This window comes from Streptomyces sp. M41 (genome assembly GCF_043673425.1).
In the GTDB taxonomy this organism is placed as follows: domain Bacteria; phylum Actinomycetota; class Actinomycetes; order Streptomycetales; family Streptomycetaceae; genus Streptomyces.
Window position 1 is genome coordinate 142,253 of sequence record NZ_JBIMKE010000016.1, and the last position, 25,733, is coordinate 167,985.

General features: G+C 72.0%; 24 protein-coding genes and 2 tRNA genes. 18 read left to right on the plus strand and 8 right to left on the minus strand.

What is annotated here, in order from left to right; translation table 11 throughout:
- Positions 1–119: 119 nt before the first annotated feature.
- Positions 120–641, plus strand: a complete 522-nt coding sequence (locus ACHBTE_RS20925; protein WP_394725507.1) for a hypothetical protein — start codon at positions 120–122, stop codon at positions 639–641.
- A gap of 57 nt (positions 642–698) precedes the next feature.
- Here the strand turns inward: ACHBTE_RS20925 and ACHBTE_RS20930 are convergent, their stop codons facing one another.
- Positions 699–1,568, minus strand: a complete 870-nt coding sequence (locus ACHBTE_RS20930; RefSeq protein ID WP_394725508.1) for a spermidine synthase — start codon at positions 1,566–1,568, stop codon at positions 699–701.
- A gap of 46 nt (positions 1,569–1,614) precedes the next feature.
- On the minus strand, positions 1,615–2,046 hold the full coding sequence (locus ACHBTE_RS20935) for a hypothetical protein (protein WP_394725509.1): 432 nt from the start codon (positions 2,044–2,046) through the stop codon (positions 1,615–1,617).
- Between the two features lie 288 nt (positions 2,047–2,334).
- Between ACHBTE_RS20935 and ACHBTE_RS20940 the strand changes: the two genes are divergently transcribed.
- Positions 2,335–3,912 carry a hypothetical protein gene (locus ACHBTE_RS20940; protein ID WP_394725510.1) on the plus strand — a complete coding sequence of 526 codons (1,578 nt, stop codon included), beginning with the start codon at positions 2,335–2,337 and terminating at the stop codon, positions 3,910–3,912.
- 98 nt (positions 3,913–4,010) lie between these two features.
- On the opposite strand, the gene ACHBTE_RS20945 is transcribed toward ACHBTE_RS20940, so the two are convergent.
- Positions 4,011–4,607, minus strand: coding sequence for a histidine phosphatase family protein (locus tag ACHBTE_RS20945; RefSeq protein ID WP_394725511.1), 597 nt, complete (start codon positions 4,605–4,607; stop codon positions 4,011–4,013).
- A 183-nt stretch (positions 4,608–4,790) separates the two neighbouring features.
- On the opposite strand from ACHBTE_RS20945, the gene ACHBTE_RS20950 reads away from it, so the two are divergent.
- The 7 genes from ACHBTE_RS20950 to ACHBTE_RS20980 all read left to right on the plus strand — a co-directional run bounded on the left by ACHBTE_RS20950 (position 4,791) and on the right by ACHBTE_RS20980 (position 11,207).
- On the plus strand, positions 4,791–5,813 hold the full coding sequence (locus ACHBTE_RS20950) for a phosphatase PAP2 family protein (RefSeq protein ID WP_394725512.1): 1,023 nt from the start codon (positions 4,791–4,793) through the stop codon (positions 5,811–5,813).
- Positions 5,764–6,936, plus strand: a complete 1,173-nt coding sequence (locus ACHBTE_RS20955; protein WP_394725540.1) for a hypothetical protein — start codon at positions 5,764–5,766, stop codon at positions 6,934–6,936. The genes ACHBTE_RS20950 and ACHBTE_RS20955 overlap by 50 nt, the downstream gene beginning before the upstream one ends.
- Positions 6,927–8,540, plus strand: coding sequence for a hypothetical protein (locus tag ACHBTE_RS20960; RefSeq protein ID WP_394725513.1), 1,614 nt, complete (start codon positions 6,927–6,929; stop codon positions 8,538–8,540). Before ACHBTE_RS20955 ends, ACHBTE_RS20960 begins: the two co-directional genes overlap by 10 nt.
- A 26-nt stretch (positions 8,541–8,566) precedes the next feature.
- Positions 8,567–9,916 (plus strand): AAA domain-containing protein, encoded by a 1,350-nt coding sequence (locus ACHBTE_RS20965; RefSeq protein WP_394725514.1) that lies wholly within the window; start codon positions 8,567–8,569, stop codon positions 9,914–9,916.
- A gap of 108 nt (positions 9,917–10,024) precedes the next feature.
- Positions 10,025–10,390, plus strand: a complete 366-nt coding sequence (locus ACHBTE_RS20970; RefSeq protein ID WP_394725515.1) for a hypothetical protein — start codon at positions 10,025–10,027, stop codon at positions 10,388–10,390.
- Between the two features lie 174 nt (positions 10,391–10,564).
- On the plus strand, positions 10,565–11,143 hold the full coding sequence (locus ACHBTE_RS20975; protein ID WP_394725516.1) for a bifunctional DNA primase/polymerase: 579 nt from the start codon (positions 10,565–10,567) through the stop codon (positions 11,141–11,143).
- Positions 11,134–11,207: transfer RNA gene (locus ACHBTE_RS20980), tRNA-Lys, on the plus strand. The genes ACHBTE_RS20975 and ACHBTE_RS20980 overlap by 10 nt, the downstream gene beginning before the upstream one ends.
- A gap of 455 nt (positions 11,208–11,662) precedes the next feature.
- Here the strand turns inward: ACHBTE_RS20980 and ACHBTE_RS20985 are convergent.
- On the minus strand, positions 11,663–13,273 hold the full coding sequence (locus tag ACHBTE_RS20985) for a M6 family metalloprotease domain-containing protein (RefSeq protein WP_394725541.1): 1,611 nt from the start codon (positions 13,271–13,273) through the stop codon (positions 11,663–11,665).
- A 405-nt stretch (positions 13,274–13,678) separates the two neighbouring features.
- Between ACHBTE_RS20985 and ACHBTE_RS20990 the strand changes: the two genes are divergently transcribed.
- Positions 13,679–15,502, plus strand: a complete 1,824-nt coding sequence (locus ACHBTE_RS20990) for a putative bifunctional diguanylate cyclase/phosphodiesterase (RefSeq protein WP_394725517.1) — start codon at positions 13,679–13,681, stop codon at positions 15,500–15,502.
- A gap of 83 nt (positions 15,503–15,585) precedes the next feature.
- On the opposite strand, the gene ACHBTE_RS20995 is transcribed toward ACHBTE_RS20990, so the two are convergent.
- From ACHBTE_RS20995 to ACHBTE_RS21005, 3 genes are all read right to left on the minus strand, one after another.
- Positions 15,586–16,689 (minus strand): LLM class flavin-dependent oxidoreductase, encoded by a 1,104-nt coding sequence (locus tag ACHBTE_RS20995; RefSeq protein ID WP_394725518.1) that lies wholly within the window; start codon positions 16,687–16,689, stop codon positions 15,586–15,588.
- 136 nt (positions 16,690–16,825) lie between these two features.
- Positions 16,826–17,557 carry a decarboxylase gene (locus tag ACHBTE_RS21000; RefSeq protein ID WP_394725519.1) on the minus strand — a complete coding sequence of 244 codons (732 nt, stop codon included), beginning with the start codon at positions 17,555–17,557 and terminating at the stop codon, positions 16,826–16,828.
- 10 nt (positions 17,558–17,567) lie between these two features.
- Positions 17,568–18,368 carry a decarboxylase gene (locus ACHBTE_RS21005; RefSeq protein ID WP_394725520.1) on the minus strand — a complete coding sequence of 267 codons (801 nt, stop codon included), beginning with the start codon at positions 18,366–18,368 and terminating at the stop codon, positions 17,568–17,570.
- 219 nt (positions 18,369–18,587) lie between these two features.
- Here ACHBTE_RS21005 and ACHBTE_RS21010 point away from each other — a divergent pair, with 219 nt between their 5' ends.
- A complete protein-coding gene (locus ACHBTE_RS21010) occupies positions 18,588–19,553 on the plus strand; it encodes a D-2-hydroxyacid dehydrogenase (protein ID WP_394725521.1) in 966 nt (321 codons plus the stop codon).
- A gap of 23 nt (positions 19,554–19,576) precedes the next feature.
- The gene (locus ACHBTE_RS21015) at positions 19,577–20,977 is read left to right on the plus strand and encodes an amidase (RefSeq protein ID WP_394725522.1); all 1,401 of its coding nucleotides are present in this window, start codon (positions 19,577–19,579) and stop codon (positions 20,975–20,977) included.
- Here ACHBTE_RS21015 and ACHBTE_RS21020 read toward each other — a convergent pair.
- Positions 20,958–21,452, minus strand: a complete 495-nt coding sequence (locus ACHBTE_RS21020; RefSeq protein WP_394725523.1) for a DUF3830 family protein — start codon at positions 21,450–21,452, stop codon at positions 20,958–20,960. The genes ACHBTE_RS21015 and ACHBTE_RS21020 overlap by 20 nt on opposite strands.
- 47 nt (positions 21,453–21,499) lie before the next feature.
- Between ACHBTE_RS21020 and ehuB the strand changes: the two genes are divergently transcribed.
- The 6 genes from ehuB to ACHBTE_RS21050 all read left to right on the plus strand — a co-directional run bounded on the left by ehuB (position 21,500) and on the right by ACHBTE_RS21050 (position 25,707).
- Positions 21,500–22,417 (plus strand): ectoine/hydroxyectoine ABC transporter substrate-binding protein EhuB, encoded by a 918-nt coding sequence (gene ehuB / locus ACHBTE_RS21025; protein WP_394725542.1) that lies wholly within the window; start codon positions 21,500–21,502, stop codon positions 22,415–22,417.
- Positions 22,414–23,133 carry an ectoine/hydroxyectoine ABC transporter permease subunit EhuC gene (gene ehuC, locus ACHBTE_RS21030; RefSeq protein WP_394725524.1) on the plus strand — a complete coding sequence of 240 codons (720 nt, stop codon included), beginning with the start codon at positions 22,414–22,416 and terminating at the stop codon, positions 23,131–23,133. Before ehuB ends, ehuC begins: the two co-directional genes overlap by 4 nt.
- The gene (gene ehuD, locus ACHBTE_RS21035) at positions 23,133–23,783 is read left to right on the plus strand and encodes an ectoine/hydroxyectoine ABC transporter permease subunit EhuD (protein ID WP_394725525.1); all 651 of its coding nucleotides are present in this window, start codon (positions 23,133–23,135) and stop codon (positions 23,781–23,783) included. The genes ehuC and ehuD overlap by 1 nt, the downstream gene beginning before the upstream one ends.
- A gap of 10 nt (positions 23,784–23,793) precedes the next feature.
- Complete coding sequence (gene ehuA, locus ACHBTE_RS21040; protein WP_394725543.1) at positions 23,794–24,570, plus strand: ectoine/hydroxyectoine ABC transporter ATP-binding protein EhuA; 777 nt, start codon at positions 23,794–23,796, stop codon at positions 24,568–24,570.
- 196 nt (positions 24,571–24,766) lie between these two features.
- On the plus strand, positions 24,767–25,525 hold the full coding sequence (locus ACHBTE_RS21045) for an IclR family transcriptional regulator (RefSeq protein ID WP_394725526.1): 759 nt from the start codon (positions 24,767–24,769) through the stop codon (positions 25,523–25,525).
- 108 nt (positions 25,526–25,633) lie between these two features.
- A tRNA-Lys gene (locus tag ACHBTE_RS21050) sits at positions 25,634–25,707 on the plus strand.
- The last annotated feature ends 26 nt before the right edge of the window (positions 25,708–25,733 follow it).

The window sequence follows — 25,733 nt, forward strand, 5'->3', positions numbered from 1 at the left end:
GGGACACGCATCCGGGCCTGTGGACAACTCGGCCCGGGTACGGTCCGGGTGCGGTCCGTGCCACATCCATGCGGCATGCATGAGACATCCGTGAGACCGGTGAGGCAGTATGGCCCGCGATGCGCAGAGGACTCGTACACACACTCGCTTGGTCGCTCGCCACCGGCGCGGCGGTCACGCTGTCGTGGTGGGGTGTCCACACGGTGATGGCCGGCACGGTGTACGACCGGCCGCGCGCCCTGCCCATCACGGCGGCCGACGCGACGACCCAGGAGTCGAAGCCGCTGGCGTCGTCGACGAATCGGCCGACCCCGTCCAAGAGTGGGCCGAGCCCCTCGCCGAAGCCGACCGGGACACCCCGGGCACCGAGCCCGTCGAAGACCCCGCCGAAGAGCCCCGGCCCGCCGTCCACCGGATCCGGGCAGGTGAAGGGCTACGACACCGAGGGCGGCCGGGCGGTCTTCGACATCGGCGAGCGCTCCGCGACCCTCGTCTCGGCCACTCCGGGCGCGGGCTGGTCGATGCAGGTGTGGAAGACGGAGACCTGGATCCGGGTGGAGTTCAGCTCGGGCGCGGACCGGGTGTCGGTGTTCTGCACGTGGCACGACGGGCCACCGCGGGTGGACATCGGAACCTACTGAGTCACTGGCGCACTGTCACCGGAACACCGTCACCCGAGCCCCGTCACCGGAAAACCGTCACCGGAACACCGACGGGGGTGGCGCCGGGGAGGCCACCGCCGCGAGGTCCTGCACGGGGACGGCCCCGCCGGTGAAGTCGGTGAGCGCCTTGCCGTGCTCGACGCGGGCCGGGTGCGGGTCGGAGGCGGCGCTGCGGGTCAGTTCGGCGACCGGGAGCGGCCGGTCGGCGGCGACGAGGACGGCGTTGCCGAACCGCTTGCCGCGCAGTACGGCCGGGTCGGCGATCAGCGCGAGCTCCGCGAAGCGGTCGGCGGCGGTGGCGATCTGGCCGCGCAGATGCGCGAGCGGCGGACCGTCGGCGAGATTGGCGGCGTACACACCGCCGGGCGCCAGGACCCGGCGTACGTCGTCGAGGAACTCGGTCGAGGTCAGGTGGGCCGGGGTGCGGGTGCCGCTGAAGACGTCGGCGATGACGAGGTCGGCCCACCCGTCGGGCAGCTTGGCGAGTCCGTCCCGGGCGTCCGCCGACCGCACCCGGATCCGGGCGCCCGGGTCCAACGGCAGTTCCCGGCGGACCAGTTGGACGAGAGCGGCGTCACGTTCGACGACCTGCTGGGTGGAGCGGGGGCGGGTGGCGGCGACGTAGCGGGCGAGAGTGAGGGCGCCGCCGCCGAGGTGGACGGCCCGTACGGGTCTGCCCGGCGGGGCGACGAGGTCGATGACGTGTCCCAGGCGCCGCTGGTACTCGAAGGAGAGGTACGCCGGGTCGTCCAGGTCGACGTGCGACTGCGGGGCCCCGTCGATCAGCAGTGTCCAGGCCCGGGCGCGGTCCCGGTCGGGTATCAGCTCGGCGAGCCCGCCGTCGACGCGTTCGACGACGGCTTCGGCTGCGGCCGACCGGCGCCGGGCGTTCCTGGACCTTCCCATGGGGTCATTGTCGCAAGCCGGTGGCCGGGCCGCCCGGGCAGGCGGGTCACCGGCAGTTGTCGGCCGCCTCGATCAACCGGGCCGCCTCCCCCAGCGCCGCCCGCAGGACCGTGGGGTCCGTCGCGAGGTCCGCGTCGCCGGGCGGCAGCAGCCAGTCCGAACCCTCGACCGGCGGCTCGGGATCGAGGTTCAGGCTCAGGCCCCGGCCGTCGGTCTCCGTGCAGGTGCTGCCCGGCAGATCCCAGGCCGCCGCGGTGCCGGGCGGGACCACGAAGCCCAGCGTGTCACCGCCGCCGTCGTGCAGCACCGGGCCGACACCGTCGCCGGGGCCCCGCCGCAGGATGTCGACCGCTTCCAGGCCCTGTCGCGCCGGGACCGTGACCACGTCGCAGCCCGGGGGCTCGCTGCACTGCGCGGTCGGTACGTGCCCCACCGTCGTCGACGGCGTACGAGGGACGATGCTCTGGCTGGTCTCCATCACGGCCTCCACCACGGAACCCCTTTTGCAGTCCGAAGAGTTCAACGCGGCGCCGCGTCAACGGCTACGGCGGAAGTCCGCCGCAAAGGATGGCAGTTCATGGCAGATCCAGCATGAGATATCCGGTTTGTAGCCAAACCCAGCGTGCCGGGTCCGATACAGCAGGTACGTTCTTGCCCGCCGGAGACAAGGACATCACACGGATATTCGGCCCAACTCACCGATATCCGGTTCGACTTTGCCCCCACTCCGGCAATGGTTCGACGGTTCGCACGAGAGGACCCGGCCATGGCGTCGTCAGAGCTGACCTCGTCCCAGCCCCCAAGGCCGCCGCGGCCGAACCTCGCGTTCCGGCAGCTGCGCGGTCAGCGCTCGCCGGCCGAGTTCGCCGCGGCGGTGCGGCGGGCCGCTCGCGAGATCGGCGAGCGGGTCAGCTGTGACGCGCGTTACGTCGGGCGCGTCGAGGCCGGCGAGATCCGCTGCCCCAACTACGCGTACGAACGGGTGTTCCTGCACATGTTCCCCGGCCGCACGCTCACCGACCTCGGCTTCGCGCCCCGCTCGTCCGTACGCGGACGCCGGGCGCACGCGGAAGAGGACACGCCCTTGGTGCACACCACGCTCCAGGTGCGCGCGTCGTGTGAGACGTGGGGGGCCCGTGAGCCGTATGACCCCTCGAACCCTCAGGACCCGTACGACCCGCATGACCCGCATGACCCGTACGACCAGTGCGGCCCGTGCGGCCCGTGCGGCCCGTGCGGCCCGTGCGGCCCGTGCGGCCCGTGCGGCCCGTGCGGCAGACAGCGGAACCACCCGAACGACGAGAACCACGAGATCCACGAGGAGAGCGACGTGCTGCGTCGCGCATTCATGACAGGCGGAGGCGCCACGGTGGCCGCCGCCTCACTGAGCCCCCTGGGGCTCGCCTTCGACGCCGCGGCTGCGGAGCGTCCCGTCAGACGTGTCGGGGGACGTGAGGCGGACGCGCTCGAGGAAGCCGTACGCCGCATCCGGCTGCTCGACGACCGGCACGGCGCGGACGGCCTCTACCGGCGTGCCGCCGCCCCGCTGCGCGCCGCCTACGCGCTGCTCGACGCCGGGACGACCCGGCAGGCGACCGGCGACCGGATCCATGCGGGCGCGGGGGAACTGGCCATCTCGGTGGGGTGGCTCGCGCATGACTCGGGGCGGTTCGACGACGCGCGCTCGCACTACGCGGAGGCGCTGGCGACGGCCCGGATGGCCGGGGACGCGGCACTGGAGGCGCACGCCTTCTGCAACACGTCGTTCCTCGCCCGGGACGCCGGCCGCCCTCGTGAGGCGGTGCGGGCGGCCCAGGCCGCACAGCGTGTCGCGCGCGCCCTTGGTTCCGCCCGGCTGATGTCACTGCTCGCGCTGCGGGAGGCGGGCGGCTGGGCGGGGCTCGCCGATCGCACCGGCTGCGAACAGGCACTCGTGCGTGCGCAGGCCCTCTTCGGGCGGGGCCGCTCGGACGCCGATCCCGAGTGGATGAGCTTCTACGGTGAGGCCGAGCTGGAGGTCCTGGAGGCGCAGTGCTGGTCGACGCTGGGCAACTGGCGGCGGGCGGCGCGGCATGCCGGGCGGGCGGCCCAGCTCCAGGATCCGCACTTCACGCGCAACATCGCGCTGTACACGGCGGAACTGGCGGACGACCTGGCCCGTGGGGGGCGCCCCGACGAGGCCGCGGCGGCGGGCATGCGGGTGCTGGATCTGCTGGACCAGGTGCAGTCCTCGCGGGTGCAGACGATGCTGGCGGGGACCGCGCGGGTGCTGCTGCCGCATCGGCGGGCGAGCGGGGTGTCCGCGTTCCTGGAGCGGCATGCGTCGGTGCCGCGGATGGTGTGAGCTGCGTTCCCGGTCACCGCGCGCGAGACGGCGGTCGGCCTGGTTGCCGGTGGTCCCGGTCACCGGTCGTCCCGGTGACCGGTCGCCCCGGCGGCCCGCTAGCCGACCAGGTGGCCCAGGTCGTTCCACGCCTCGATCGCCGGTTCGCCGTATGCCCAGCCCAGGACGGACAGCGACGTGGGGTTGAGGCGGATGCGGGCCGCGAAGTCGAGCGGCATACCCAGCCAGCGCGCGCCTATGGACCGCAGTATGTGCCCGTGCGCGAAGACCAGGACGTCCCGGTCCTGCTCGCGGGCCCAGGCCACCACCTCGTCGGCGCGGGCCGTCACCTCGGCGCGGGTCTCCCCCTCGGGGACTCCGTCGCGCCAGATGAGCCAGCCGGGCCGGACGGCGTGGATGTCCGCCGGGGTCATGCCCTCGTACGCGCCGTAGTCCCACTCCATGAGCGTGTCCCAGGCACGCGCGCGGTCACCGAAGCCGGCGAGTTCGCACGTCTCCCGCGCGCGTGACAGCGGGCTGGTGCGCACCTCGACGCCGGCCAGCCCGTCGTACGGCGGCTGGTGCAGGCGTTCGCCCAGGAGCTTCGCGCCCCTACGGCCCTCCTCCAGGAGCGGTACATCGGTCCTGCCGGTGTGCTTTCCGGACAGCGACCACTCGGTCTGTCCGTGCCGGGCCAGCAGGATGCGCGGTGCCATGAAGGGGCCTTCCGGGAAATGAGAGGCGGAACACCTCCATCATCGCGCACGCTGTGCGCGGGCAACCCGCGGGGCGATCTCTGCGTCTTGAGGGCCGGGGCGCCCGAAGGGGGCGCACGCATACACCGTAAAGTAATACGACCGGTCAACCGGGCGCGGTGACGAGAAGGGGGAGGCGATCGGATGCCACACGCCGAAACAGCTGGCGTGGAGGCGACGCCGCGGACCCGCCTGCGTTGGTGGACCGAGCTGCCGCTGATACTCCTGGTCTACGCCTGCTACTCGGCGGGCCGGCTGCTCGCCCGGGGCGACGTGTCCACCGCCGTGGATCACGGCGTCGCGATCCTGGACATCGAGAAGGCCCTCTTCCTCAACGCCGAGCACCCCCTCAACCGTCTCTTCACCCGTGAGCCCTGGATAGGCGTCCCGGCCGACTTCTGGTACGCGTCGCTGCACTACCTGGTGACGCCCGTGCTCCTGGTCTGGCTCTTCCGGTCGCGCACCCTGCACTACCGTGCGGCCCGCACCTGGCTGATGACGTCGACCTTCATAGGTCTGATCGGCTTCACCCTGCTTCCCACCTGCCCGCCCCGGCTGCTGGCCGAGAGCTACGGCTTCGTGGACACGATGGCCCACTACAGCTCGTACGGCTGGTGGGGCGGCGAGGCGAGCGCGCCCCGGGGCATGGGCGGCATGACGAACCAGTACGCGGCGATGCCGAGCCTGCACGTCGGCTGGGCCCTGTGGTGCGGCGTGATCCTGTGGCGCCACGGCGGCACCCGCCTCGCCAAGATCGCGGCGATCGCCTACCCCCTGATCACCACGATCGTGGTCATGGGCACCGCCAACCACTACTTCCTCGACGCTGCCGCGGGCGCCGCGGTGATGGGCGTCGGCCTGCTGCTCGCACCGCTCGTCATGCGGACCGCCGACCGGGTCCGTGCCCGCTTCGGGACGGCAGCCGCAGCGGTCGCACCGGCCTCCGGCGGCACGGCCCGGACCGGCTCCGACGCGACCGTCGCCGGATCCGCCGCCCCCGTTCCGGTGGCCACTGCCGACGCTCCTTCCCCGGTTGTCAGTGGTGGATGCCAGACTTCCGCGGGTGAGCGAATTCCACGGCAGCGCGATTCCCGGTTCGGATCCGGAGCCGAGCCGAGTGCCGCCCCCCAGGACGCGGGGGACGGCTCTCCGGCACCGGCTCGCTGAGCTGCGCGGTCCCGACGTACCGGCCAGGGCACTGGACGCCCGCGCCCTGGCCGCCCTCGCCGCCAACCCCGGCTGCAAGCGGCGCGCGATCCTCGACGGCGCCGGGGTGAACAAGGCGGCGGTGGCGAGCGCGTTGGGCGCGCCGTCGGCGTTCGGGCAGTCGCAGTTCGCCTTCACCCGCGGGAACGCCTTCGAGGCCAAGGTCAAGGCGGACGGCGGCGCGGAGCTGCTGCGGCTGGTGCACGAAAGACTGGACCGCGGCGCCGAGCCGCCCGCCCACGCGCGCGTGCCCGAGCTCACGGCGATCGGCCCCGAGGGCCGCACGGCGCGTACGGCACTGGCGTTGCGCGAGGCCACCGAGGCGCGCGGGGAGTGGACGCTGCTCGACCATCCGATGCTCGCGCTGGACGTCGCCGGCTCGCCCGCCTTCCTGGAGCCGGACGCGGTCGTCGTGCATCCGGACGGCAGCTGGACGGTCGTGGAGATCAAGTCCTTCCCGATGCTCGACGGTTCGGCGGACCCCGCCAAGGTGGGCGCCGCCGCCCGGCAGGCCGCGGTGTACGTGCTGGCGCTGGAGCAGGTCGCCGCCCGGCTGGACCCCGCCCCGCGCGTCCGCCACCGGGTGCTCCTGGTCTGCCCGAAGGACTTCTCCAACCTGCCCACCGCCTCGGCCGTGGACGTCCGCAAGCAGCGCGCGGTGACCGCCCGGCAGCTGGCCCGCCTCACCCGCATCGAGGACATCGCCGACGCTCTCCCCGCCGGCACCTGTTTCGACCCCGAGCTGCCCCCGGCCGACCTGACGGCCGCCGTCGAGTCGGTCCCGGCGACCTACGCGCCCGAGTGTCTGTCCGCCTGCGAACTGGCCTTCCACTGCCGCGCGCGTTCCCGTGCGTCCGGCGCGGTGACATCGCTGGGCCGCGCCGTGCGCGCCGAGCTGGGCGGCCTGACGACCGTCGAGGACGTTCTGTCGGCGGCCCGCGGCGAGTCCGGCGACCCCGACGACCCGGCGGTGGCGGCATTGCGCAGGGCGGCCCGGCTGCGCGCCGAAGCCCTCGGTGAGCCGGCCCCGGGCGGGGTCACCTCCGCCGCCCTCGGCCCCGAGGCGGTGGCCCCGTGTCGCTGATCTCCACCCTCGCCCGCCTCGAAGCCGTCAGCACCGGTCGCGCCCAGCGCGCCGCCACCGTCCGCCATCGCCGCCTGTCCGAGCGCCCCCTGGTCTTCGTGCCGCTGACCACCGCCGGTGAGGCGGGCGCCCCGCTCGGCGCGCTGGTCGGCACCGACCGGGACGCCCCGCATCTGCTGGTCGTCCCGCAGCCGCGCGACCGGGACCTGAGGTTCGCGTTCCTGGCCGAGCTGGCGGACGTCGTCCTGCCGTACATCGACTCCTACGCCACCGATGTCGAGGCCGCCGAGCGCAGCGAGACCGATCCGGAGACCGGCAAGCGCGTCAAGGTCGAGGTCGAACTGTGCGCGGACGCCCCGCAGCTGCTCGTGCCGAGCCGCGCGGGTATCGAATTCGTACGGCTGTTGGGCCGCTCCATGCGTTTCCGGCGTACGGCGGAGCAGGACCCGGAGGCGCCCCATCCGGCGCCTCCGCGCGTGCCGTTGCTCGGCCGGTGGCTCACCCACTTCGGTGAGCGCGCCCGCGTGCCCGGCTCCTCGCTGCTGCTGGCCATGACGGACGTACTGGCCCGGCACTGGGCGACCGGCCAGTCCACCCTGGAGGATCAGCACCTCGGCGCGCTGCTCGCCTGGATCGCCCCGCCCGAAGGCGAGACAGGCGCGGAGGCGGCGCTGCGGGCGGAGCTCGCCCGGGACCGGGAGGGCCAGTTGCTGTGCCCGCCGGCCGGTCCCGCGACCGACCCGGCGTTCGACAACAAGCTGCTCGCGCCTGCGATCGAGCGCTACGACCGTGCGCGTACGGCTCTCGCCGCCGCCGAGGACGGGCTGGAGGCCGACGACCGGCTCGGTGATCTCACCACGGCCGAGCGGGACATCCGCAAGCTCGTCGAGAGTCGGACGCTGCCCACCTGGCAGGCGGTGTGGCATGGCCTGGATCTGCTGCGGGCCCAGCTGCCCGAGGCCGGGCGGCACGTCGAGGAGCGGTGGACGCGCGACCGCTGGTCGTTCACCGGCCACCGCGACCGGGTCGTGGCCGGCGAACCTCCGCAGCCGCGCCGCGACGACGCGGTCACCGCCGCCGGCAAGCTCGCCGCGCGTGAGCGCGAACAGGCCCGTCTGGAGGCGCAGGAGGCGCTCGACGATCCGCTGGTGATGGCGGGCCGCAGGCTGGCCGGAGAGGCGTTCGCGGGCGAGGTCGTCGACGTGGTGATGGCCTACAGCGAGGGCAAGCGGCCGAGCCCGCGCCCGCTGGTCACCGTCCGCACGGACGACCGGCCGCAGCCGGCCGAGCGGGCCAAGGTGTTCCGGTCGCTGGGCGGCAAGCCCCAGTCGGCGGAGTTCGTCGGGTACGCCGGGGCACCCGACGACGACGGCGGCGCCCTGCTCGTCCTGCGCGTGCTGGACAAGATGGGCCGCGGCAAGGAACCGGAGGAAGGGTCCGTGCCGGAGAAGGGCGACCTGGTCTGCTTCACCCTGTTCGAGCATGAGCAGCGGGGCGGTGCGAAGCTGCCCGACCCGGAGGAGACGCCGTGGACGCATGGCGGGCCGCCCGGGGAGCAGGTGCCCGAGGCCGCCGACCGGCCGACCGAGGAGGACGTCCTGTGACCGCCGTGCCTGTGACCCCCGGGCCTGTGACCGCAGTGCCCGAGACCGCCGTGTTCGACCCCGGTGCCGCCGCGGCCGAGGCCACCGGCGCGATTCTCGCCGACACGCTGCACGGCACCGCGCGCGGTGTCGTCGTCGACTCCCCGCCCGGCGCCGGCAAGTCCACTCTGGTCGTCCGGGCGGCGCTCGAACTCGCCGACGCCGGCCGGCCGTTGATGGTCGTCGCGCAGACCAACGCCCAGGTCGACGACCTGGTGCTGAGGCTCGCCGAGAAGAGTCCCGGGCTGCCGGTGGGGCGGCTGCACAGCAGCGACTCCGACCCGTACGACAAGGCGCTGGACGAGCTGGCGAACGTACGCAAGTCGGCGAAGGCGGGCGACCTCGCGGGGCTCGCCGTCGTCATCTCCACGGCGGCGAAATGGGCGCATGTGAAGGTCGACGAGCCTTGGCCGCACGCGATCGTGGACGAGGCGTACCAGATGCGCTCGGACTCCCTGCTCGCCGTGGCGGGCCTCTTCGAGCGGGCCCTGTTCGTCGGCGACCCCGGCCAGCTGGACCCCTTCTCCATCGTCGGCAGCGAGCAGTGGGCGGGCCTGACCCACGACCCCTCGGCGTCCGCGGTCACCACTCTCCTCGCCCACAACCCCGAGCTGCCCCAGCACCGTCTGCCGGTCTCCTGGCGGCTGCCCGCGTCCGCGGCGCCTCTGGTCTCCGACGCCTTCTACCCGTACACGCCGTTCCGCAGCGGCACGGACCATGACGACCGCCGTCTCTCCTTCGCCGTCCCCTCGGACGGCTCGGGCCCCGACCGGGTGATCGACGAGGCGGCGGAGTCGGGCTGGGGGCTGCTGGAGCTGCCCGCCCGGCACACCCCGCGCACGGATCCGGAGGCGGTGCGGGCGGTGGCGACCGTCGTACGGCGTCTTCTGGACCGCGGGGGCGCGGCGACATCGGAGCGCTCACCCGACCCCGCGCCCCTCACCGCCGACCGGATCGCCGTCGGCACGGCCCACCGGGACCAGGCGGCGGCGGTCCGGGCCGCCCTCGCCGAGCTGGGCGTGACGGACGTCACCGTCGACACCGCGAACCGCCTCCAGGGCCGCGAGTACGACGTGACGGTCGTCCTCCATCCCCTCTCCGGCCGCCCCGACGCCACCGCCTTCCACCTGGAGACGGGCCGCCTCTGCGTCCTCGCCTCCCGCCACCGGCACGCCTGCATCGTGGTGTGCCGGGCGGGGGTCAGCGACCTCCTGGACGACTATCCGTCGACGGAGCCGGTGCAGCTGGGGACCGTGGTGAAATTCCCCGACGGCTGGGAGGCCAACCACGCGGTGCTGGCGCGCCTGGCGGAGCATCGGGTGGTGTGGCGGGCGTGAGCCGCGCCCGATGCCCACTTGCGCGAGCGCGGGACAATGGACGGTGGATCGGTCCACAGGCGGTTTCCGGTGGCCTGCGAGATCGGTGACGTACGAGGAGGAGACAATATGGCGGAGCCCACGCCGCGACCGAACCAACCGCGGCTACGCCCCGCGCCCCTGCTCTTCGAGCCCGCGCAGGTGGCCGCCGACCCGGAGCACTTCTTCGACCTGGAGTCCATCGACGACCCGCGGGCACTGCTGGTGCGGGCGACCGAGCTGACACAGGCGTTCCGGGCGGCGACCGACCGTGCGGTGGAGTTCCAGGCCATCGCGGCGGCCCAGCTGGCGGACCCCCGGCGGTTCGACCGGCTCACGCCCGCCGACATCGCCGCGCAGGCCGAGTGGACCGAGGACTACGCCAAGAAGATGGTGGAGTTCGGCCGGGATCTGATGAGCGGCGTCGAGGGCCCGGGGCACGTCGACCCGGTGTGACCGGCACTGCGACCGCAGGTCCATCCGGCGCCACAGCCGACACTCCGTCCGGCGTGAAAGCCGGCGCGGCACGGCATATGCCAGGCGGGCAAGATACGCCCTGCCACCCGGCCCTGTCCTGATTTCCAGGAACTCCCGAGAACGGACTGCTCACCGTCGGTAGATGTATTTGCCATGAGCAGCACACGCAACGCCCCGTTCTCCCCGGCCTCCCTCACCGCGGACGGCGCCGCCTGGCTCGCCTCCGCAGAACCGTATCCGCGCAGCACCCTGGCGCTCTGGGACGAGCGGCCCACGGCCCCCGTGGTGGTGGCCTGCGGCTCCGTCTTCGACGTCGTGAGCACACCCGCGGTCTTCGGGCGCCGGATGGTCGACCAGCTGTGGGACTTAGGGCCCGGCACCGGACCGGTGGCCGTGTTCCGGGGCCGCATGCTGCTGTTCGCCGCGCCCGGCACGGCCCAGCGACTGCCCTCGCTGCTGCGGTGGGAGGAGCTCGGCCGCGCGGGTGACGTCCCCCCGCTGCTGTGCCACGGCACCGGAGACGCGGTGACCGTCCCGGCCGCCCGGTCCGGCTTCGCGGCTTCCGCCGGCTCCCGCTGGCTGGTCGCCCCGGACACCCGTGATCCCTGGTTACCGGGCCCGGAAGTACTGCTCTGGGCAGCCGTGCGGGCGGCTCGCGCGGCCGTTCGGATATCGATTTTTCCCCACGCCGATCAGGGTGCTAAGGTCTACGACGTCAGCAGGCGCCGCTAGCTCAGTTGGTTAGAGCAGCTGACTCTTAATCAGCGGGTCCGGGGTTCGAGTCCCTGGCGGCGCACAGACAATCGAAGGCCTCTCGCAGCAGCGGGGGGCCTTCGCTCATGCACCAGGTCCCCCCGGGGGGCGGCTGGGGGTCCGGGGGTCATCCCCCGGGAAACACAGCATCAGCGGGTCCGGGGTTCGAGTCCCTGGCGGCGCACAGACAATCGAAGGCCTCTCGCAGCAGCGGGGGGCCTTCGCTCATGCACGGGGTACCCCAGGGGCGGCTGGGGGTCCGGGGGTCATCCCCCGGGAAACGCAGCATCAGCGGGTCCGGGGTTCGAGTCCCTGGCGGCGCACAGACAATCGAAGGCCCCGAGCAACAGCGGGAGCCTTCCCACGCCGAGGTGCGAGCGCCCCGTACCACCCGGCGTACGGCCCCTACCACCAGTCACCTCCCGTCTGCCACCAGGCGCACCGCCACCCCCCGGCGCAATCCCCACTCGACGCGCGACCCCCCGTTCGGCGCGGGCGCTATCCCCCTGTCGCGATCTTCACCGTCCACGCCCCCGAAGCGGTACGCCCCTCCACCTCCACCCGCACGCCCTCCCCCGGGACCGTGAAGCTCTCCCCAAGGCCGACCGGCGCGTCCGCGAGCGGCGGGTACACCGACTGCTCCCAGCAGGCCGCGGTGCGCGGATGGGCGTCGATCACCTGGACCGGACCGCCACCGGACTCGGTACGGCTGCGCACCCGGTACACCAGTACCCCCTGCCGGCAGGCCGCCACGTCGTTGCCCACCGGCCCGCGCACCTCGAAGGCGAGCGCGCTCTCGGGCCCGGTGCGGACGACAGCGAGCTTGATGCCGTTCCCCAGCCCGAAGCCGGGAACGCCACCGACCGCACCGGATCCGCCCACCGCCCCCCATCCACTCACACCACCCACCGCACCCGATCCACCCACCGCACCGGATCCTCCGACCGCCCCGGCCCGGTCCAGCCCGGCGAGCGCACCCCCGTCGAGCCGGCCCCCTCCCCCGAACGCACCGACCCCGCCCACCGCTCCCTCCGCAGTGCCCGCAGTACCCGCCGCCCCCGCACTCACCGCAGCACCCGCACCCCCCACAGTCGCCGCACCCTCCGAACCCTCCGAACCCTCCGAACCCAGCGAGCCCTTCGAACCGTCCACGCCCCCCAATCCCCCCGAACCGCCCGCCACCCCCGCCGCCCCCGCCGCCCCCACCCGCGCCGACTCCCCGGGCCCCGCCGCCAGTGGTTCCAAGGTCAGTCGGGTCGGGCCGGATCCCGAACCCCGCACGCACATCACCTGCCGCGGATCCAGCCACCCCAGCTTCCACTTGTGCCAACCGAACAGGTCCGGTGCCATGCCGAACTGGCTGCCCATCAGGTCCCAGTCGCCGACGTGGGTGTCCCAGTCACCCTTGCCGTCGACCGGGCGGTGGTAGAGGTCCGGCAGGTCGAAGACATGGCCGGTCTCATGCGCGAGGACCAGCCGGTCCGGCGGGTGGTTCTCGAACACCGTGACGACGCGCCGGATGTCCGTGCCGTCGGCCCGCAGCGGCTCCTCCAGGTTGACGACCTTCGTGGCGTCCGAGTCGACGCCGGGCGCGTCCGGATCGGCGACGAAGTAGACGATGTCGTGGCGGGAGAAGTCGACCTCCCGGTCCGCCAGGGCGAGGGCATCACGCAGATAGGCGGCGCGACGGGCCATGTCCCAGTCGCGCTGTATGGCGTACGCCGTCGAGGGGCGGGGCATACGAAGCCAGTGCCGGAGCGTGTGCGGGCGCAGGGTGAATCTGCCGTAGGAGGCACGCTCGAAGAAGCGGGTGGTGAGCGGGAAGTGGTCGGCCGTCAGTTCCTCGGGGGTCGTCAGGGGCTGTGAGTCCGGGAAGGACAGGAACACCATGACCGCGTCGAGCGCCCGGGTCGGGCGCGGATAGGCGGCGTTCCAGGTGTCCAGGCCCTCGGAGTGATGCGCGTCGGTGCGTTCGAGGGTGCAGGGTGCCGTGTCGAACGGCTCGGCGACCGATGGTCCGGCGATCAGCCCGGTCGCGACGAGCGCCGACATCGTGGTGAACACGGCCGCGACACTGCGCAGTCGGGGCCATTCCCGCAGCCGACCCATGCAAGGGAGCAGGGGGAACTGACGCGGCACGAGGACCTCCGGGGACGGTTCGCGGGACACCGAACCCAGCCTGAGTCAGATTGTCGTACTACGCCCTGTTTGCCTGGACCGGATGGGTGAGAGGGCCGGGAATTCGCCCGCACCGACACCTCGAATCGCTCACGGAACGTCACAACTGGTCGGGACGCTGAAGAAGCCGTCCAGGTGCGGGCAGAAACGATCTGTCGGAAGCTCAGATCCCATGGGAACACTGAACTGTGGGTGGAAGGCCCCTGAACCAGCCTCTATGATCGGCACACTTTCCTGACACTTTCCTGCACGGACACGGCCTGGCGGCCGACCGCCCCCCGGCCGGCCATTCCGATGAGACCCATCCGAAGAACGAGTGCACTGCGGGAGCGAGCGGTGAGCGGAACGTCCGAAGGGCCGATGCCCGCGGCAGACCTCATCGGGCCAGCCGTCACAGAGAGTAATACAAAGGCATCCCCCGGTACCGGAGCGCCGCCCTACTCCTCCGCCTTCGGCGCCGCGCCGCTGGCGATGGCCGTGGTCGACCGCGAGGGTCTGGTGACGGGCGCCAACTCCGCCCTCGCCGACCTGCTCGGCACGGCACCCGGCGAGTTGGCCGGTGCCGTCGCCGCCGACCTGGTGGACCTCACCTCCGACACGCGCACCTGGCACGCGTATCTCGAGGTGCTGCGCGGCCGTCAGGCGAGACTGCGCTGCACGCGCCGGCTCAAACACCCGGACGGCCATTTCCTGTGGGCGCAGGTCACGGTCGCACCGCTGACCGGCGAGGAGCGCGGCGGAGTCCTGCTCTCCGTCACCGACGTCAGCGCCCACCGCGAACTCCAGGCGCGGCTGCGGCACTTGCAGATGCACGACCCGGTGACCCGGCTGCCCAACCGCACCCTCTTCTTCGAGCGGCTGTCGGCGGCCCTGGAGGAGGAGTCGTACGACGACAGCGGCGCCACCGGCCGTATCGGCCTGTGCTATCTGGACCTCGACGGCTTCAAGGCGATCAACGACACCCTCGGCCATCGCATCGGCGACACCCTGCTGGCCGCCGTGGCGGAGCGGCTCACGCAGTGCGCCGAGGAGGCGGGCCACGCCCGGTCGAGCCCACCTCTGGTGGCACGCCTCGGCGGCGACGAGTTCGCCCTGCTGGTGGAGAACTCGACGGGCACCGAGCAACTGGCCGACCTGGCCGAGTCGGTGCTGGAGTCCCTGCGGGCCCCCTTCGACATCTCCGGCCGGCGGCTGTCGGTGTCGGCCTCGATCGGCGTCGTGGAACGCCAGGCCGCCGGCACCACCCCGACCGCCCTGATGCAGGCCGCGGACACCACGCTGTACTGGGCGAAGGCGGACGGCAAGGACCGCTGGACGCTGTTCGACCCCGAGCGCAACGCCCACCGCATGACCCGCCAGGCCCTCGCCTCCACGCTCCGGCCCGCCATCGAGCGCGGTGAGTTCGCGCTGGAGTACCAGCCGCTGGTGAGCATGGAGGACGGCCTGCTGCGCGGCGTCGAGGCGCTTGTCCGCTGGAAACATCCTCAGTTCGGCGTACTGGCGCCGAATCGGTTCATCGGACTGGCCGAGGAGGACGGCTCGATCGTGCCGCTCGGCCGCTGGGTCCTGGCCACCGCCTGCCGCCAGGCACGCGCCTGGCAAGTGACGCACCCGGACGAGCCGCCGATCTTCGTGAGCGTGAACGTGGCCGTGCGCCAGGTCTGGGACTCGGACCTGGTGGCGGACGTGGCCCGGATCCTCGACGAGACGGGACTCGCCCCGCATCTCCTCCAGTTGGAGCTGACGGAATCGGCCGTGATGGGCTCGGCCGGCCGTCCGCTCCAGGCCCTTCAGGCGCTCAGCGACATGGGCGTGCGCATCGCCATCGACGACTTCGGCACGGGCTACTCCAACCTCGCCTACCTCAGCCGGCTGCCGGTCTCGGTGCTGAAGCTGGACGGTTCCTTCGTCCGGGGCTTCCAGTACGAGAGCGACAACAACACCGCGGCCGCCCCGCCGAACCCGGCCGACGAAGTGGTCGTCGAGGCGATGATCCAGCTGGCCCACCGCCTCGGCCTCACGGTCACCGCGGAATGCGTGGAGACCCTGGCACAGGCGTCCCGGCTGCGGCGGATCGGCTGTGACACCGGCCAGGGGTGGCTGTACTCACGGCCGGTGTCGCCGGACCGCATCTCCGAACTGCTGGGTGTGCAGGTCTGAGGACCGCCGGAGGGGCAGGACCGCTGTCTTGCCCGGGTGCGGTCATGCCGTCACGTGGGCCATGTGGGCATGCGCCCACGCGGTCACGTGGTCGGCAAGTCGTAGGCGTCCGCTATGAGTTCGTACGAGCGCAGGCGCACGTCCGGGCCGGGCGCGTTGCTCGTGATCATCAACTCATCGGCTCCGGTGCGCTTCTGGAGGTCGTCGAGGCCGGTGCGGACCTCGTCGACGGTGCCGTGGATGACGTTGGCGTTCCAGGAGTCGGCGAACTCGCGCTCCAGCGGCGTGAACTCGTACGCCTCGGCCTCCTCGGGTGTCGGGATGAGGCCGGGGCGGCCGGTGCGCAGCCGGATCATGCTGAGGGCTGCCGCCGCGACCTGGCGGCGGGCTTTGCGCTCCTCGTCGGCGGCGAGTGCGGAGACGCCGATGAGGGCGTAGGGGCGGTCCAGGACGGCGGACGGCTGGAAGGACTCCCGGTACAGGTCCAGGGCCGGGACGGTGTTGCGTGCCGAGAAGTGGTGCGCGAAGGCGAAGGGCAGTCCGAGCATCGCGGCGAGGCGGGCGCTGAAGCCGGAGGAGCCGAGCAGCCAGACCGGCGGGCGGTGCGGGGACTGGACGCCACCGGGCGAGGTCGCTTGGACGGGGCCGGGGACGGCGTGGATACGGCCGTAGGGGTGGCCGTCGGGGAAGTCGTCGTCGAGGAAGCGGGTGAGCTCGGCGAGCTGCTCGGGGAAGTCGTCGGCTCCTTCGTTCAGGAGCTCGGTGCGGCGCAGGGCCGCGGCCGTGGCGCCGTCCGTGCCGGGGGCGCGGCCGAGGCCGAGGTCGATCCGGCCGGGGGCCATGGCCTCCAGCGTGCCGAACTGCTCCGCGATGACGAGCGGGGCGTGGTTCGGGAGCATGACGCCGCCGGAGCCGAGCCGGATGCGGTCGGTGTGGGCGGCGAGATGGGCGAGGATCACGGCGGGCGACGAGGACGCCACGCCCGGCATGGAGTGGTGCTCGGCGACCCAGAAGCGGTGGAAGCCGCGGGACTCGGTGAGCCGGGCGAGGTCGACGCTGGTGCGCAGGGCGTCGGTCGCGGTGCGGCCGGAGCTGACCGTGACCAGGTCCAGGACGGAGAGGGGGACGGGGGCGGTGCCCCGGGTGGTGCCCCGGATCTCGTCCGGCCGGGTGTCGTCTGCCGCCACGTGTGCCTCCTGCTGTCGCCGTGCGGTCTGCCTCGGCGATAACAGGAGGGGGGCTCCGGTTTATTTCCTCGTCGCCCCCGCCACCCCCGCCTGCCCCTGTCCGTCCCTATTCATCCCTGTCCGTCCCTACTGGTGGTCACACCTGGACGATGGGCTCCTTCGTGAAGAGCGAACCCAGTTCCGGTGCGTTCACGCGGCGGTCCGTCAGCCTCAGCGCCTCCCAGACCGTGACCTGGTTTGCGGTGAGGACCGGCTTGCCCACGAGCTCTTCCAGCGCCGGGAGGTGGGAGGCGGTGTGCAGGGCGGTGTCCGGGAGCAGGATCGCCTCGGCGTCCGGGTGGTCCGCCTCCCGTGCCAGGGCGTGCAGCTCCTTGTCACCCCAGGTCCCCACCTCGGCCGCGGTGATGATCCCGGAGCCGCGCACCGCCACCACGTCCACGTCGGCGGCCCGCAGGAACTCCGCGAACAGCTGCGCCACGTCGTCCGGGTAGGTCGCGCCGATCGCGACCCGGCGCGCCCCGAGCTCCTGGATCGCGTGCACGAAGGCGAAGGACGTCGAGGAGGCCGGCATACCGGCCGCCAGGGCGAGGGCGCGCACCTGCTCATGGGCGCCCTCCCAGCCGTACACGAAGCTGCCGGAGGTGCACGCCCATACGACCGCCTCGGCGCCCGTCAGCCGCAGGGCCTCCACGCCCGCCGCGAGCCGCTGCGCGGAGCCCATCTCCCGCAGCGCGTCCTCCCGGTGCGCGTCCTCGCCGATGTCGGTGTGCACCAGGTCGAGACGGATGTCGCTGGCGAGCAGCTGCTCGATGCGTGGGTAGTCGTCCTCGGCGGAGTGGCCCGGGTAGAGGAATCCGAGTGCGGTCATGTCTGCCTTCCTACTGCTGTTCCTGTTCTGGAACGTCCGGCACGTCCGGCATCACGGGGCCGCCACGCGCCGCCGGATCGATCAGCGCCTGATACGGTCCCACCGCTCGGGTACCCAGTCGGCGCAGCGCCGCCCACATCGTGACCTGGTTGGCCGAGAGCACCGGGATGCGCAGCTCGGCCTCCAGCTGGGGGATCACGTCGTAGGTCGGCAGGTTGGTGCAGCTGATGAACAGGGCGTCGGCGGCGCGGCGCACGGCCTTGCGGGCCATGTCGGCCACATCGCGGTAGGGCACCTTCCAGATGTGCCGCGTCAGCCCCATGAACGCGCACCCCGTGACGACGGCCCCCGCCTCCGCCACGTACGCCTCCAGCGACCGTGTCACCGACACGGTGTACGGCGTCACCAGCGCCACCCGTCGCACACCCAGCTCGGTCAGCGCCTCCAGCAGCGCCCCGGACGTGGTGACCGCGGGGATCGCCCCGGCCCGGGTCATCGCCGCGCACATCGCCCGCTCGCCCGCGATGCCGCCGACGAAGCTGCCGGAGGTGCAGGCGTAGGCGACCACCTCGGGCGCGATGGCGGTCAGGGTGCGGACGCCGTCGCTCAGCGTCTCGTGCTCGCTGACGAGGCGGGCCAGATCGAGGCTGACCTCGACCGGCACATACGGAGTCCGGGTCAGGTGCAACGAGACCTCGTCCGGCATCCAGCGCCAGAGTTCGCGGTCCAGCGCGAAGTCGAAGGGGGCGACGACGCCGACCCCGCGCTGGGGTCGTGGTCCGCCGAGGAAGGAGATGTCCAGGGAGCTCATTGCAGGCACCGCCCTCACAACGAGAAACAGGTGAGCAACGGACCGTACGCACGCCCGTGTTGACGAAGGTAGGTTCGGGTGCGAGCGTGGTCAAACCTCGCATGTCAGACGGCCACCGCCGGCCGGTGCACCGCCCGGTGACGGCGCGGGCGCACACACGAGCAACGCCCCCACGCCCCCCGCACACGCCCCCACACACCCCCGGAGAAACGACCCCGCATGACGGCACCCGCGTCCGGCCTCCCGCCCACCCTCCTCGTCCTCGACGCCGATCCCCTGCCCCGCCTCGGCCGCCTCACCGGCCGCGCCCGCGTCGAGCACGCGGACGAGTCGACCCTCGCCGAGCGGCTGCCGCGGGCGGACGTCCTGCTGGTCTGGGACTTCACCTCGCACGCCGTACGCCACGCCTGGCCCGGCGAAGGGCCACGGCCGCGCTGGGTGCACACGGCGAGCGCGGGCGTGGACCATCTGATGTGCCCGGAGCTCACTGCGTCCGACACGGTGGTCACCAACGCGCGCGGGGTGTTCGACCAGCCGATCGCCGAGTACGTGGCCGCGCTGGTGCTGGCGATGGCGAAGGATCTGCCGCGCACCCTGGAGCTCCAGCGCTCGCGCGAGTGGCGGCACCGCGAGGGGCAGCGGGTGGCCGGCACGCGCGCGTGCGTGGTGGGATCCGGGCCCATCGGCCGTACGATCGCCCGCACGCTCAAGGCCCTCGACATCACCACCGCGCTGGTCGGCCGCACCCCGCGCACCGGCATCCACGGCCCCGACGACCTCGACCGGCTGATCGCCCGCGCCGACTGGGTGATCGCCGCCGCGCCGCTCACCGAGCAGACGCACGGCATGTTCGACGCCCGCCGCTTCGGCGTGATGCAGCCCTCCGCGCGGTTCATCAACATCGGGCGCGGGCAGCTGGTCGTGGAGGAGGCGCTGGCCGAGGCGCTGTCGAAGCGGTGGATCGCGGGGGCCGCGCTCGACGTCTTCGAGCACGAACCCTTGGGCGTCGACAGCCCGTTGTGGGGGCTGCCGGGTCTGATCGTCTCCCCGCACATGAGCGGCGACACCATCGGCTGGCGGGACGAACTCGGCCGTCAGTTCGTGGAGTTGTACGAGCGGTGGGAGGCGGGCAGACCACTGCTGAACGTGGTCGACAAGCAGCGCGGGTACGTACCCGGACGCTGACGTCTACGGCTGGAGGGCGACGCATGACGGATCTCACCGAACTGACCGCCGTACAACTCCTCGACGGCTACCGCAGGGGCGAGTTCAGCCCGGTCGACGCCGCGCGCGCGACGCTCGAGCGGGCCGAGCGGATCCAGCCGGAGGTGGGCGCCTTCGTCCGGCTCACCGCCGAGGCGGCCCTCGCGCAGGCACAGGAGTCGGCCGAGCGCTGGCGGCGCGGCGCACCGGCCGGTCTGCTGGACGGCGTGCCGGTCACGGTGAAGGACATCCTGCTGATGCGCGGCGCGCCGACGCTGAAGGGCTCCAGGACCATCTCCGAGCAGGGCCGTTGGGACGAGGACGCCCCTTCCGTGGCCCGGCTGCGCGCGCACGGCGCGGTCTTCCTCGGCAAGACGACCACCCCCGAGTTCGGCTGGAAGGGCGTCACCGACTCGCCCCTGTGCGGCATCACCCGCAACCCGTACGACCCGACCCGCACCGCGGGCGGCTCCAGCGGCGGCGCGGGGGCGGCCGTGGCGCTCGGCGCGGGGCCGCTCGCGCTCGGCACGGACGGCGGCGGCAGTGTCCGCATCCCGGCGGCGTTCTGCGGCATCTTCGGCCTGAAACCGACGTACGGCCGGGTGCCGCTCTATCCCGCGAGCGCGTTCGGCACGCTCGCGCACGTCGGCCCGATGACCCGGGACGCGGCCGACGCGGCACTGCTCCTCGATGTGATCGGCACCCCGGACTCCCGTGACTGGTCGGCGCTCCCGGCGCCGCCCGGCTCGTTCGTGACGGCCCTGTCCGGCGGGGTCCGCGGTCTGCGGGTCGCCTACTCACCCTCGCTCGGCGGGCAGGTGGCGGTACGTCCAGCGGTCGCGGCGGCGGTGCGGCGGGCGGTGGAACGGCTGGCGGGTCTAGGGGCGTACGTCGAGGAGACCGACCCCGATTTCACCGACCCGGTGGACGCCTTCCACACCCTGTGGTTCACCGGAGCGGCCCGGGTGACCCAGCATCTCGGGCCGTATCAGCGGGAGTTGCTCGACCCGGGCCTGAGGGAGATCTGCGCCTCGGGGGCCCGCCTCGGCGCCCTCGACTATCTGGCCGCCGTCGACGTGCGCATGGAACTCGGGCGCCGCATGGGCCGCTTCCACGACACCTACGACCTCCTCGTCACCCCGACCCTCCCGCTCACCGCCTTCGAGGCGGGCGCGGAGGTCCCGAAGGGCTCGGGGCACCGCCGCTGGACGGGCTGGACGCCGTTCACCTACCCCTTCAACCTCACCCAGCAGCCGGCCGCGACCGTCCCCGTCGGCAGGGACGGGGACGGTCTGCCGATCGGCCTCCAGCTCGTGGCCGCCCGGCACCGGGACGATCTGGTGCTGCGGGCGGCTCACTCGCTGTACGAGGCCGGTGCGGCCGGGCTCACAGCCTCCGGAAGCTGAGCGACTCGCCCAGCGCGCCGGACCGCCAGAGGTCGTTGCAGCCCTCGGCCATCTCCTCCAGCCCCTCGACCACCTGGCCCCAGACGATCCCGGGCACCCAGCCCACGTCGCCGTTCAGGAGCAGGTTGTTGCGCTCGTAGAACAGGGCCAGGTCGACCAGCGTGGTGCCGGCGCGGACCTCACGGTCGTAGCCGTAGGACTTGGTGCCCAGTTCGGTGCCCGCGAAGGCGAAATAGCACAGATCGCCGGGGATGGGGGTGACTGTCGGGTTTTCCAGGGGCGGCTCCGTTTCCGCGAAGGGCGGGAAGAGGGCGTAGATCTCGTTGCGGGCGTATTTGGCGTGGTAGACGTCGCCGGTCAGGGGCAGGGCATCCCAGACGGCCGCGCAGGTGAGCGGGGCGCGGTCGTCCAGGAGTTTGGCCGTGCAGTTGATTCCCCGCTTGACCAGCGACACCTCGATGAACCGTTCAGTCATGCATTCCAGGGTGCATACATCGCATGGACTCGGGTAGCCGCGCCGCCATGGCTCCACCACTGGAACATGTAGAGACACATGTCGGACACAGATCCGGGACCACACGCCGGTCGCTGCTCGCGGGGGTGGCGGCGCTCGGCGCGCTGGGCGCGGCCGGATGCTCGCGCGTGGCCACGGCGTCCACCAAGGAGGGCGGCGAGCTGCTCGACCGGCTGCGCGCCGCCGGTGTCGTACGGCTCGGGATAGCGGGCGAGATCCCGTTCGGGTACATCGACAAGAACGGTGAACTCACCGGCGAGGCGCCTGAGCTGGCGAAGGTCATATTCAAGCGGCTCGGCGTGGACCGGGTACAGCCGGTGCCGACCGAGTTCGGCTCACTGATACCCGGGCTCAACTCGCAGCAGTTCGATGTCGTCGCCGCCGGGATGTACGTCAACCCCGAGCGCTGCGAACAGGTCATCTTCTCCGACCCCGACTACCAGATGCTGGACTCCTTCATCGTCCGCAAGGGCAACCCGAAGGGGCTGCGCTCGTACAAGGACGTCGTCGAGAAGAACGCCAGGTTCGCCACCGGCACGGGCTATGCCGAGATCCAGTACGCCGTCGAGGCGGGGTACAAGGAGAGCGACATCCTCATCGTGCCGGACCAGGTCGCGGGGCTGAACGCCGTCGAGGCGGGACGCGTGGACGTCTTCGCCGGTACGGCCCTGACCACCCGTGAGGTCGTCAAGAAGTCGGGCAAGGCCGAGGCGACCGAGCCGTTCAAGCCGATCGTCGGCGGCAAACCGCATGTGGACGGCGGCGCGTTCGCCTTCCGGCCGACCGAGACGAATCTGCGGGACGCCTTCAACGTCGAGCTTCACAAGCTGAAGAAGAGCGGGGAGCTGCTGCGCATCCTCAAGCCCTTCGGCTTCACCGAGGCCGAGATGACCGACCTCACCGCGAAGGAGCTGTGCGGCGGATGACCTCGGGACTCTGGGAACTCGTACTCCAAGGAATCTGGATCACCGTCCAGCTGCTGGTGCTGAGCGCGCTGGTGGCCGCGGCGGTCGCCTTCGGGGTCGGCATGGCCCGCACCCACCGGCTGTGGATCGTCCGCTTCCTCGCGGGCTTCTACACCGAGGTGTTCCGCGGGACCTCGGCCCTGATCATGATCTTCTGGGTGTTCTTCGTACTGCCGGTCGCCTTCGGCTGGCAGCTGGTCCCGCTGTGGGCCGGCACCCTCGCGCTAGGACTGACCTACGGCGCGTACGGCGCCGAAATCGTGCGCGGCGCCCTCAACTCCGTCGACCCGGCGCAGCGCGAGGGCGGGATCGCGCTCAGCTTCACGCCGTGGCAGCGGATGCGGCTGATCCTGCTGCCGCAGGCGATACCGGAGATGATCCCCTCCTTCACCAACCTGCTGGTGGAGCTGCTCAAGGGCACCGCGCTGGTGTCCGTGATGGGCATGGGCGACCTGGCCTTCAGCGCCAACCTGGTGCGCCTCGCGCTCCAGGAGAGCGCGGAGATCTACACGTACGTCCTGCTGATCTACTTCGTCATCGCCTTCCTGCTCACGCGCGGCATGCGCGGACTGGAACGCAAACTCAAGGCCGGTGTCGGCAAATCCGTCGGGCGCACGCCCGACCAGGAGCTGCACCGTCCTGAGACGACCGGTGTGGGCGCGGGAGGTGCTCTCTGATGGACTGGGACTGGGGCGCCGTCGCCGACTTCATGCCACGCTTCTGGGACGGGCTGCTGCTCACCCTGCAGATCCTGGCCCTCGGCTCACTGATCTCGTTCGCGCTGGGCCTGGTGTGGGCGCTGCTGATGCGCACGCCGACCCGCTGGGTGCGCTGGCCGGTCGGGGCGGTCACGGAGTTCATCCGCAACACCCCGCTGCTCGTGCAGCTGTTCTTCCTCTTCTACGTGCTGCCCGAATGGGGCTTCACCTTCTCCGCGCTGACCACCGGTGTCTTCGCGATCGGGCTGCACTACTCGACGTACACGATGCAGGTCTACCGCGCCGGCATCGAGGCGGTGCCGGCCGGTCAGTGGGAGGCCGCGACGGCGCTGAACCTGCCGGTGACCAAGACATGGCGGGCGGTGATCCTGCCGCAGGCGATCCGCCGGGTCGTGCCGGCGCTCGGCAACTACGTCATCGCGATGCTCAAGGACACCCCGATCCTGATGACGATCACGGTGATGGAGATGCTGGGCGAGGCGCGGCTGTTCGCGCAGGACAGCTTCCAGTTCACCGAGCCCCTGACGGTCATCGGTGTGGCCTTCATCTTCATCGCCTATCCGGCCTCCCTTCTCGTACGAGCCCTGGAGCGACGCCTTGTCCGCTGACACCCCGCTGATGAAAGATCCCGACGCGAGCGCCAACCCGCCGGTGGACGGCGCCGAGCTGATCCGTTTCGACAACGTCACCAAGCGGTTCGGCTCCAACACGGTGCTGGACGGGCTCGACTTCTCCGTCGCGTCCGGCAAGCACGTCACGCTGATCGGCCCGTCCGGCTCCGGCAAGACGACGATCCTGCGGCTGCTGATGACCCTGCTCAAGCCGGACGAGGGCACGATCACGGTCGCCGGGGAGAAGCTCTTCCCGGCCCCGGAGAAGCAGATCCGTGAGGTCCGCAAGAACATCGGGATGGTGTTCCAGCAGTTCAACCTGTTCCCGAACATGTCGGTGCTGCGCAACATCACCGAGGCCCCGGTCACCGTCCTCGGCCTGTCCAAGGACGAGGCGGAGGCACGCGCCCGTGAGCTGCTGGAGATGGTGGGCCTCGCCGACAAGTGCGACGCCCGTCCGACCCAGCTGTCCGGTGGCCAGCAGCAGCGCGTCGCGATCGCCCGGGCGCTGGCCATGCGCCCGCAGGTGCTGCTGCTCGACGAGGTGACCTCCGCGCTCGACCCGGAGCTGGTCGCGGGCGTCCTCGACGTGCTGCGGGACATCGCCCGCAGCACCGACATCACGATGCTCTGCGTGACCCACGAGATGAACTTCGCCCGGGACATCTCGGACCAGGTCCTGATGTTCGACTCCGGCCGGGTCATCGAGTCCGGCTCGCCGGAGAAGATGTTCAACGACCCCGAGAACGACCGGACCCGGGAGTTCCTCAGCGCGGTCCTGTGAGCGCTCGCCGACGAGGTTCGGCGGGCTCTGGCGGGCTTCGGCAGATCATGCGCAAGGCATATGCCAGAGGGTTATCACCGCAGTTGAGGGCATCGCAATCTCGTCAACAACCGCTCACTACAAGCCTCTTGCCGGTTATCGTGAAGGGGACTGGCTGACTGCAACCCGGCCCAAGAGAGCGACCGCAGGGGGAACCGTGGCGCTGAAGCACGAGCCGACCGCGCCGTACCACTCGGCCCAGGACGCCCTGCGCGTCCTGGAGACGGTGGCACGGCGCCGCACCGGAGTCACCGACGCCGAGCTCGCCCGGCACACCCGCATCAGGCCCGAGCGCCTCACGGGCCTGATGCGGATGCTCCGCCGCGAGGGCTATGTCGAACAGACCGCCGACGGGGCCTACGTCACGGGCGAGGCCCTGACCCGCCTGGGCTCAGCGCAGGGCCACGACCAGGCCCTGCGCGAGAACCTCCAGCGCACCCTCGACCGGCTGCGCGACTCGGTGGGCGCCGCGGTCTACATCAGCCGGTACATCGACGGCGAGGTCAGGATCGACCAGTTCGCGGCCGGTCCGGCCACGCCCGTGGTCAACGAGTGGGTCGACTTCCGCGACTCCGCCCACGCCACCGCGATCGGCAAGAGCCTGCTCGGCCAGCTCGACCACAACGGCCGGCGCGACCATCTCTCCCGTCACAAGATGGCCCGCCTCACCTCCCGCACGATCACCAGCGACAAGGTCCTGCTCTCCCGCCTGGAGTCCCAGCCGCCGACCGTCCCCCACCTCGACCTCCAGGAGTACGCGGTGGGCACGGTGTGTGCGGCGGTCCCGATCACGGCCGGCTCCTCGGTGGGCTGCCTCGCCCTCTCCCTCCCGGTCGAGCACGCGCACCGCCTGCGCCAGGCCGCCGACACCCTGAACCGCAACGCGGCACCGGTGCTGCTGTCGCTGGCGATCTAGGACCCCGGCACCGCACCTGCCGGTGGTCAAAAGCACCCCCCTGCACCAGGTAGTATTTTCTTCGTCGCCAGCCGCGAACCCCCTGGGAACGCGGTCGGCGGGAGTCATGCGCCGCTAGCTCAGTTGGTTAGAGCAGCTGACTCTTAATCAGCGGGTCCGGGGTTCGAGTCCCTGGCGGCGCACGATGACGATGGCGAGGCGTGTTCGC

What these genes read in the sequence shown, in the direction of transcription:
- ACHBTE_RS20985 (WP_394725541.1), bottom strand. Translation starts at nt 13,273, where the DNA reads ATGGGTCGGCTGCGGGAATGGCCCCGACTGCGCAGTGTCGCGGCCGTG.
- ehuC (WP_394725524.1), top strand. Translation starts at nt 22,414, where the DNA reads ATGACCTCGGGACTCTGGGAACTCGTACTCCAAGGAATCTGGATCACC.
- ehuD (WP_394725525.1), top strand. Translation starts at nt 23,133, where the DNA reads ATGGACTGGGACTGGGGCGCCGTCGCCGACTTCATGCCACGCTTCTGG.
- ACHBTE_RS20945 (WP_394725511.1), bottom strand. Translation starts at nt 4,607, where the DNA reads ATGGCACCGCGCATCCTGCTGGCCCGGCACGGACAGACCGAGTGGTCG.
- ACHBTE_RS21010 (WP_394725521.1), top strand. Translation starts at nt 18,588, where the DNA reads ATGACGGCACCCGCGTCCGGCCTCCCGCCCACCCTCCTCGTCCTCGAC.
- ACHBTE_RS20930 (WP_394725508.1), bottom strand. Translation starts at nt 1,568, where the DNA reads ATGGGAAGGTCCAGGAACGCCCGGCGCCGGTCGGCCGCAGCCGAAGCC.
- ehuB (WP_394725542.1), top strand. Translation starts at nt 21,500, where the DNA reads ATGGCTCCACCACTGGAACATGTAGAGACACATGTCGGACACAGATCC.
- ACHBTE_RS20975 (WP_394725516.1), top strand. Translation starts at nt 10,565, where the DNA reads ATGAGCAGCACACGCAACGCCCCGTTCTCCCCGGCCTCCCTCACCGCG.
- ACHBTE_RS20925 (WP_394725507.1), top strand. Translation starts at nt 120, where the DNA reads ATGCGCAGAGGACTCGTACACACACTCGCTTGGTCGCTCGCCACCGGC.
- ACHBTE_RS20970 (WP_394725515.1), top strand. Translation starts at nt 10,025, where the DNA reads ATGGCGGAGCCCACGCCGCGACCGAACCAACCGCGGCTACGCCCCGCG.
- ACHBTE_RS20940 (WP_394725510.1), top strand. Translation starts at nt 2,335, where the DNA reads ATGGCGTCGTCAGAGCTGACCTCGTCCCAGCCCCCAAGGCCGCCGCGG.
- ACHBTE_RS21020 (WP_394725523.1), bottom strand. Translation starts at nt 21,452, where the DNA reads ATGACTGAACGGTTCATCGAGGTGTCGCTGGTCAAGCGGGGAATCAAC.
- ACHBTE_RS21000 (WP_394725519.1), bottom strand. Translation starts at nt 17,557, where the DNA reads ATGACCGCACTCGGATTCCTCTACCCGGGCCACTCCGCCGAGGACGAC.
- ehuA (WP_394725543.1), top strand. Translation starts at nt 23,794, where the DNA reads ATGAAAGATCCCGACGCGAGCGCCAACCCGCCGGTGGACGGCGCCGAG.
- ACHBTE_RS21005 (WP_394725520.1), bottom strand. Translation starts at nt 18,368, where the DNA reads ATGAGCTCCCTGGACATCTCCTTCCTCGGCGGACCACGACCCCAGCGC.
- ACHBTE_RS20935 (WP_394725509.1), bottom strand. Translation starts at nt 2,046, where the DNA reads ATGGAGACCAGCCAGAGCATCGTCCCTCGTACGCCGTCGACGACGGTG.
- ACHBTE_RS20950 (WP_394725512.1), top strand. Translation starts at nt 4,791, where the DNA reads ATGCCACACGCCGAAACAGCTGGCGTGGAGGCGACGCCGCGGACCCGC.
- ACHBTE_RS21015 (WP_394725522.1), top strand. Translation starts at nt 19,577, where the DNA reads ATGACGGATCTCACCGAACTGACCGCCGTACAACTCCTCGACGGCTAC.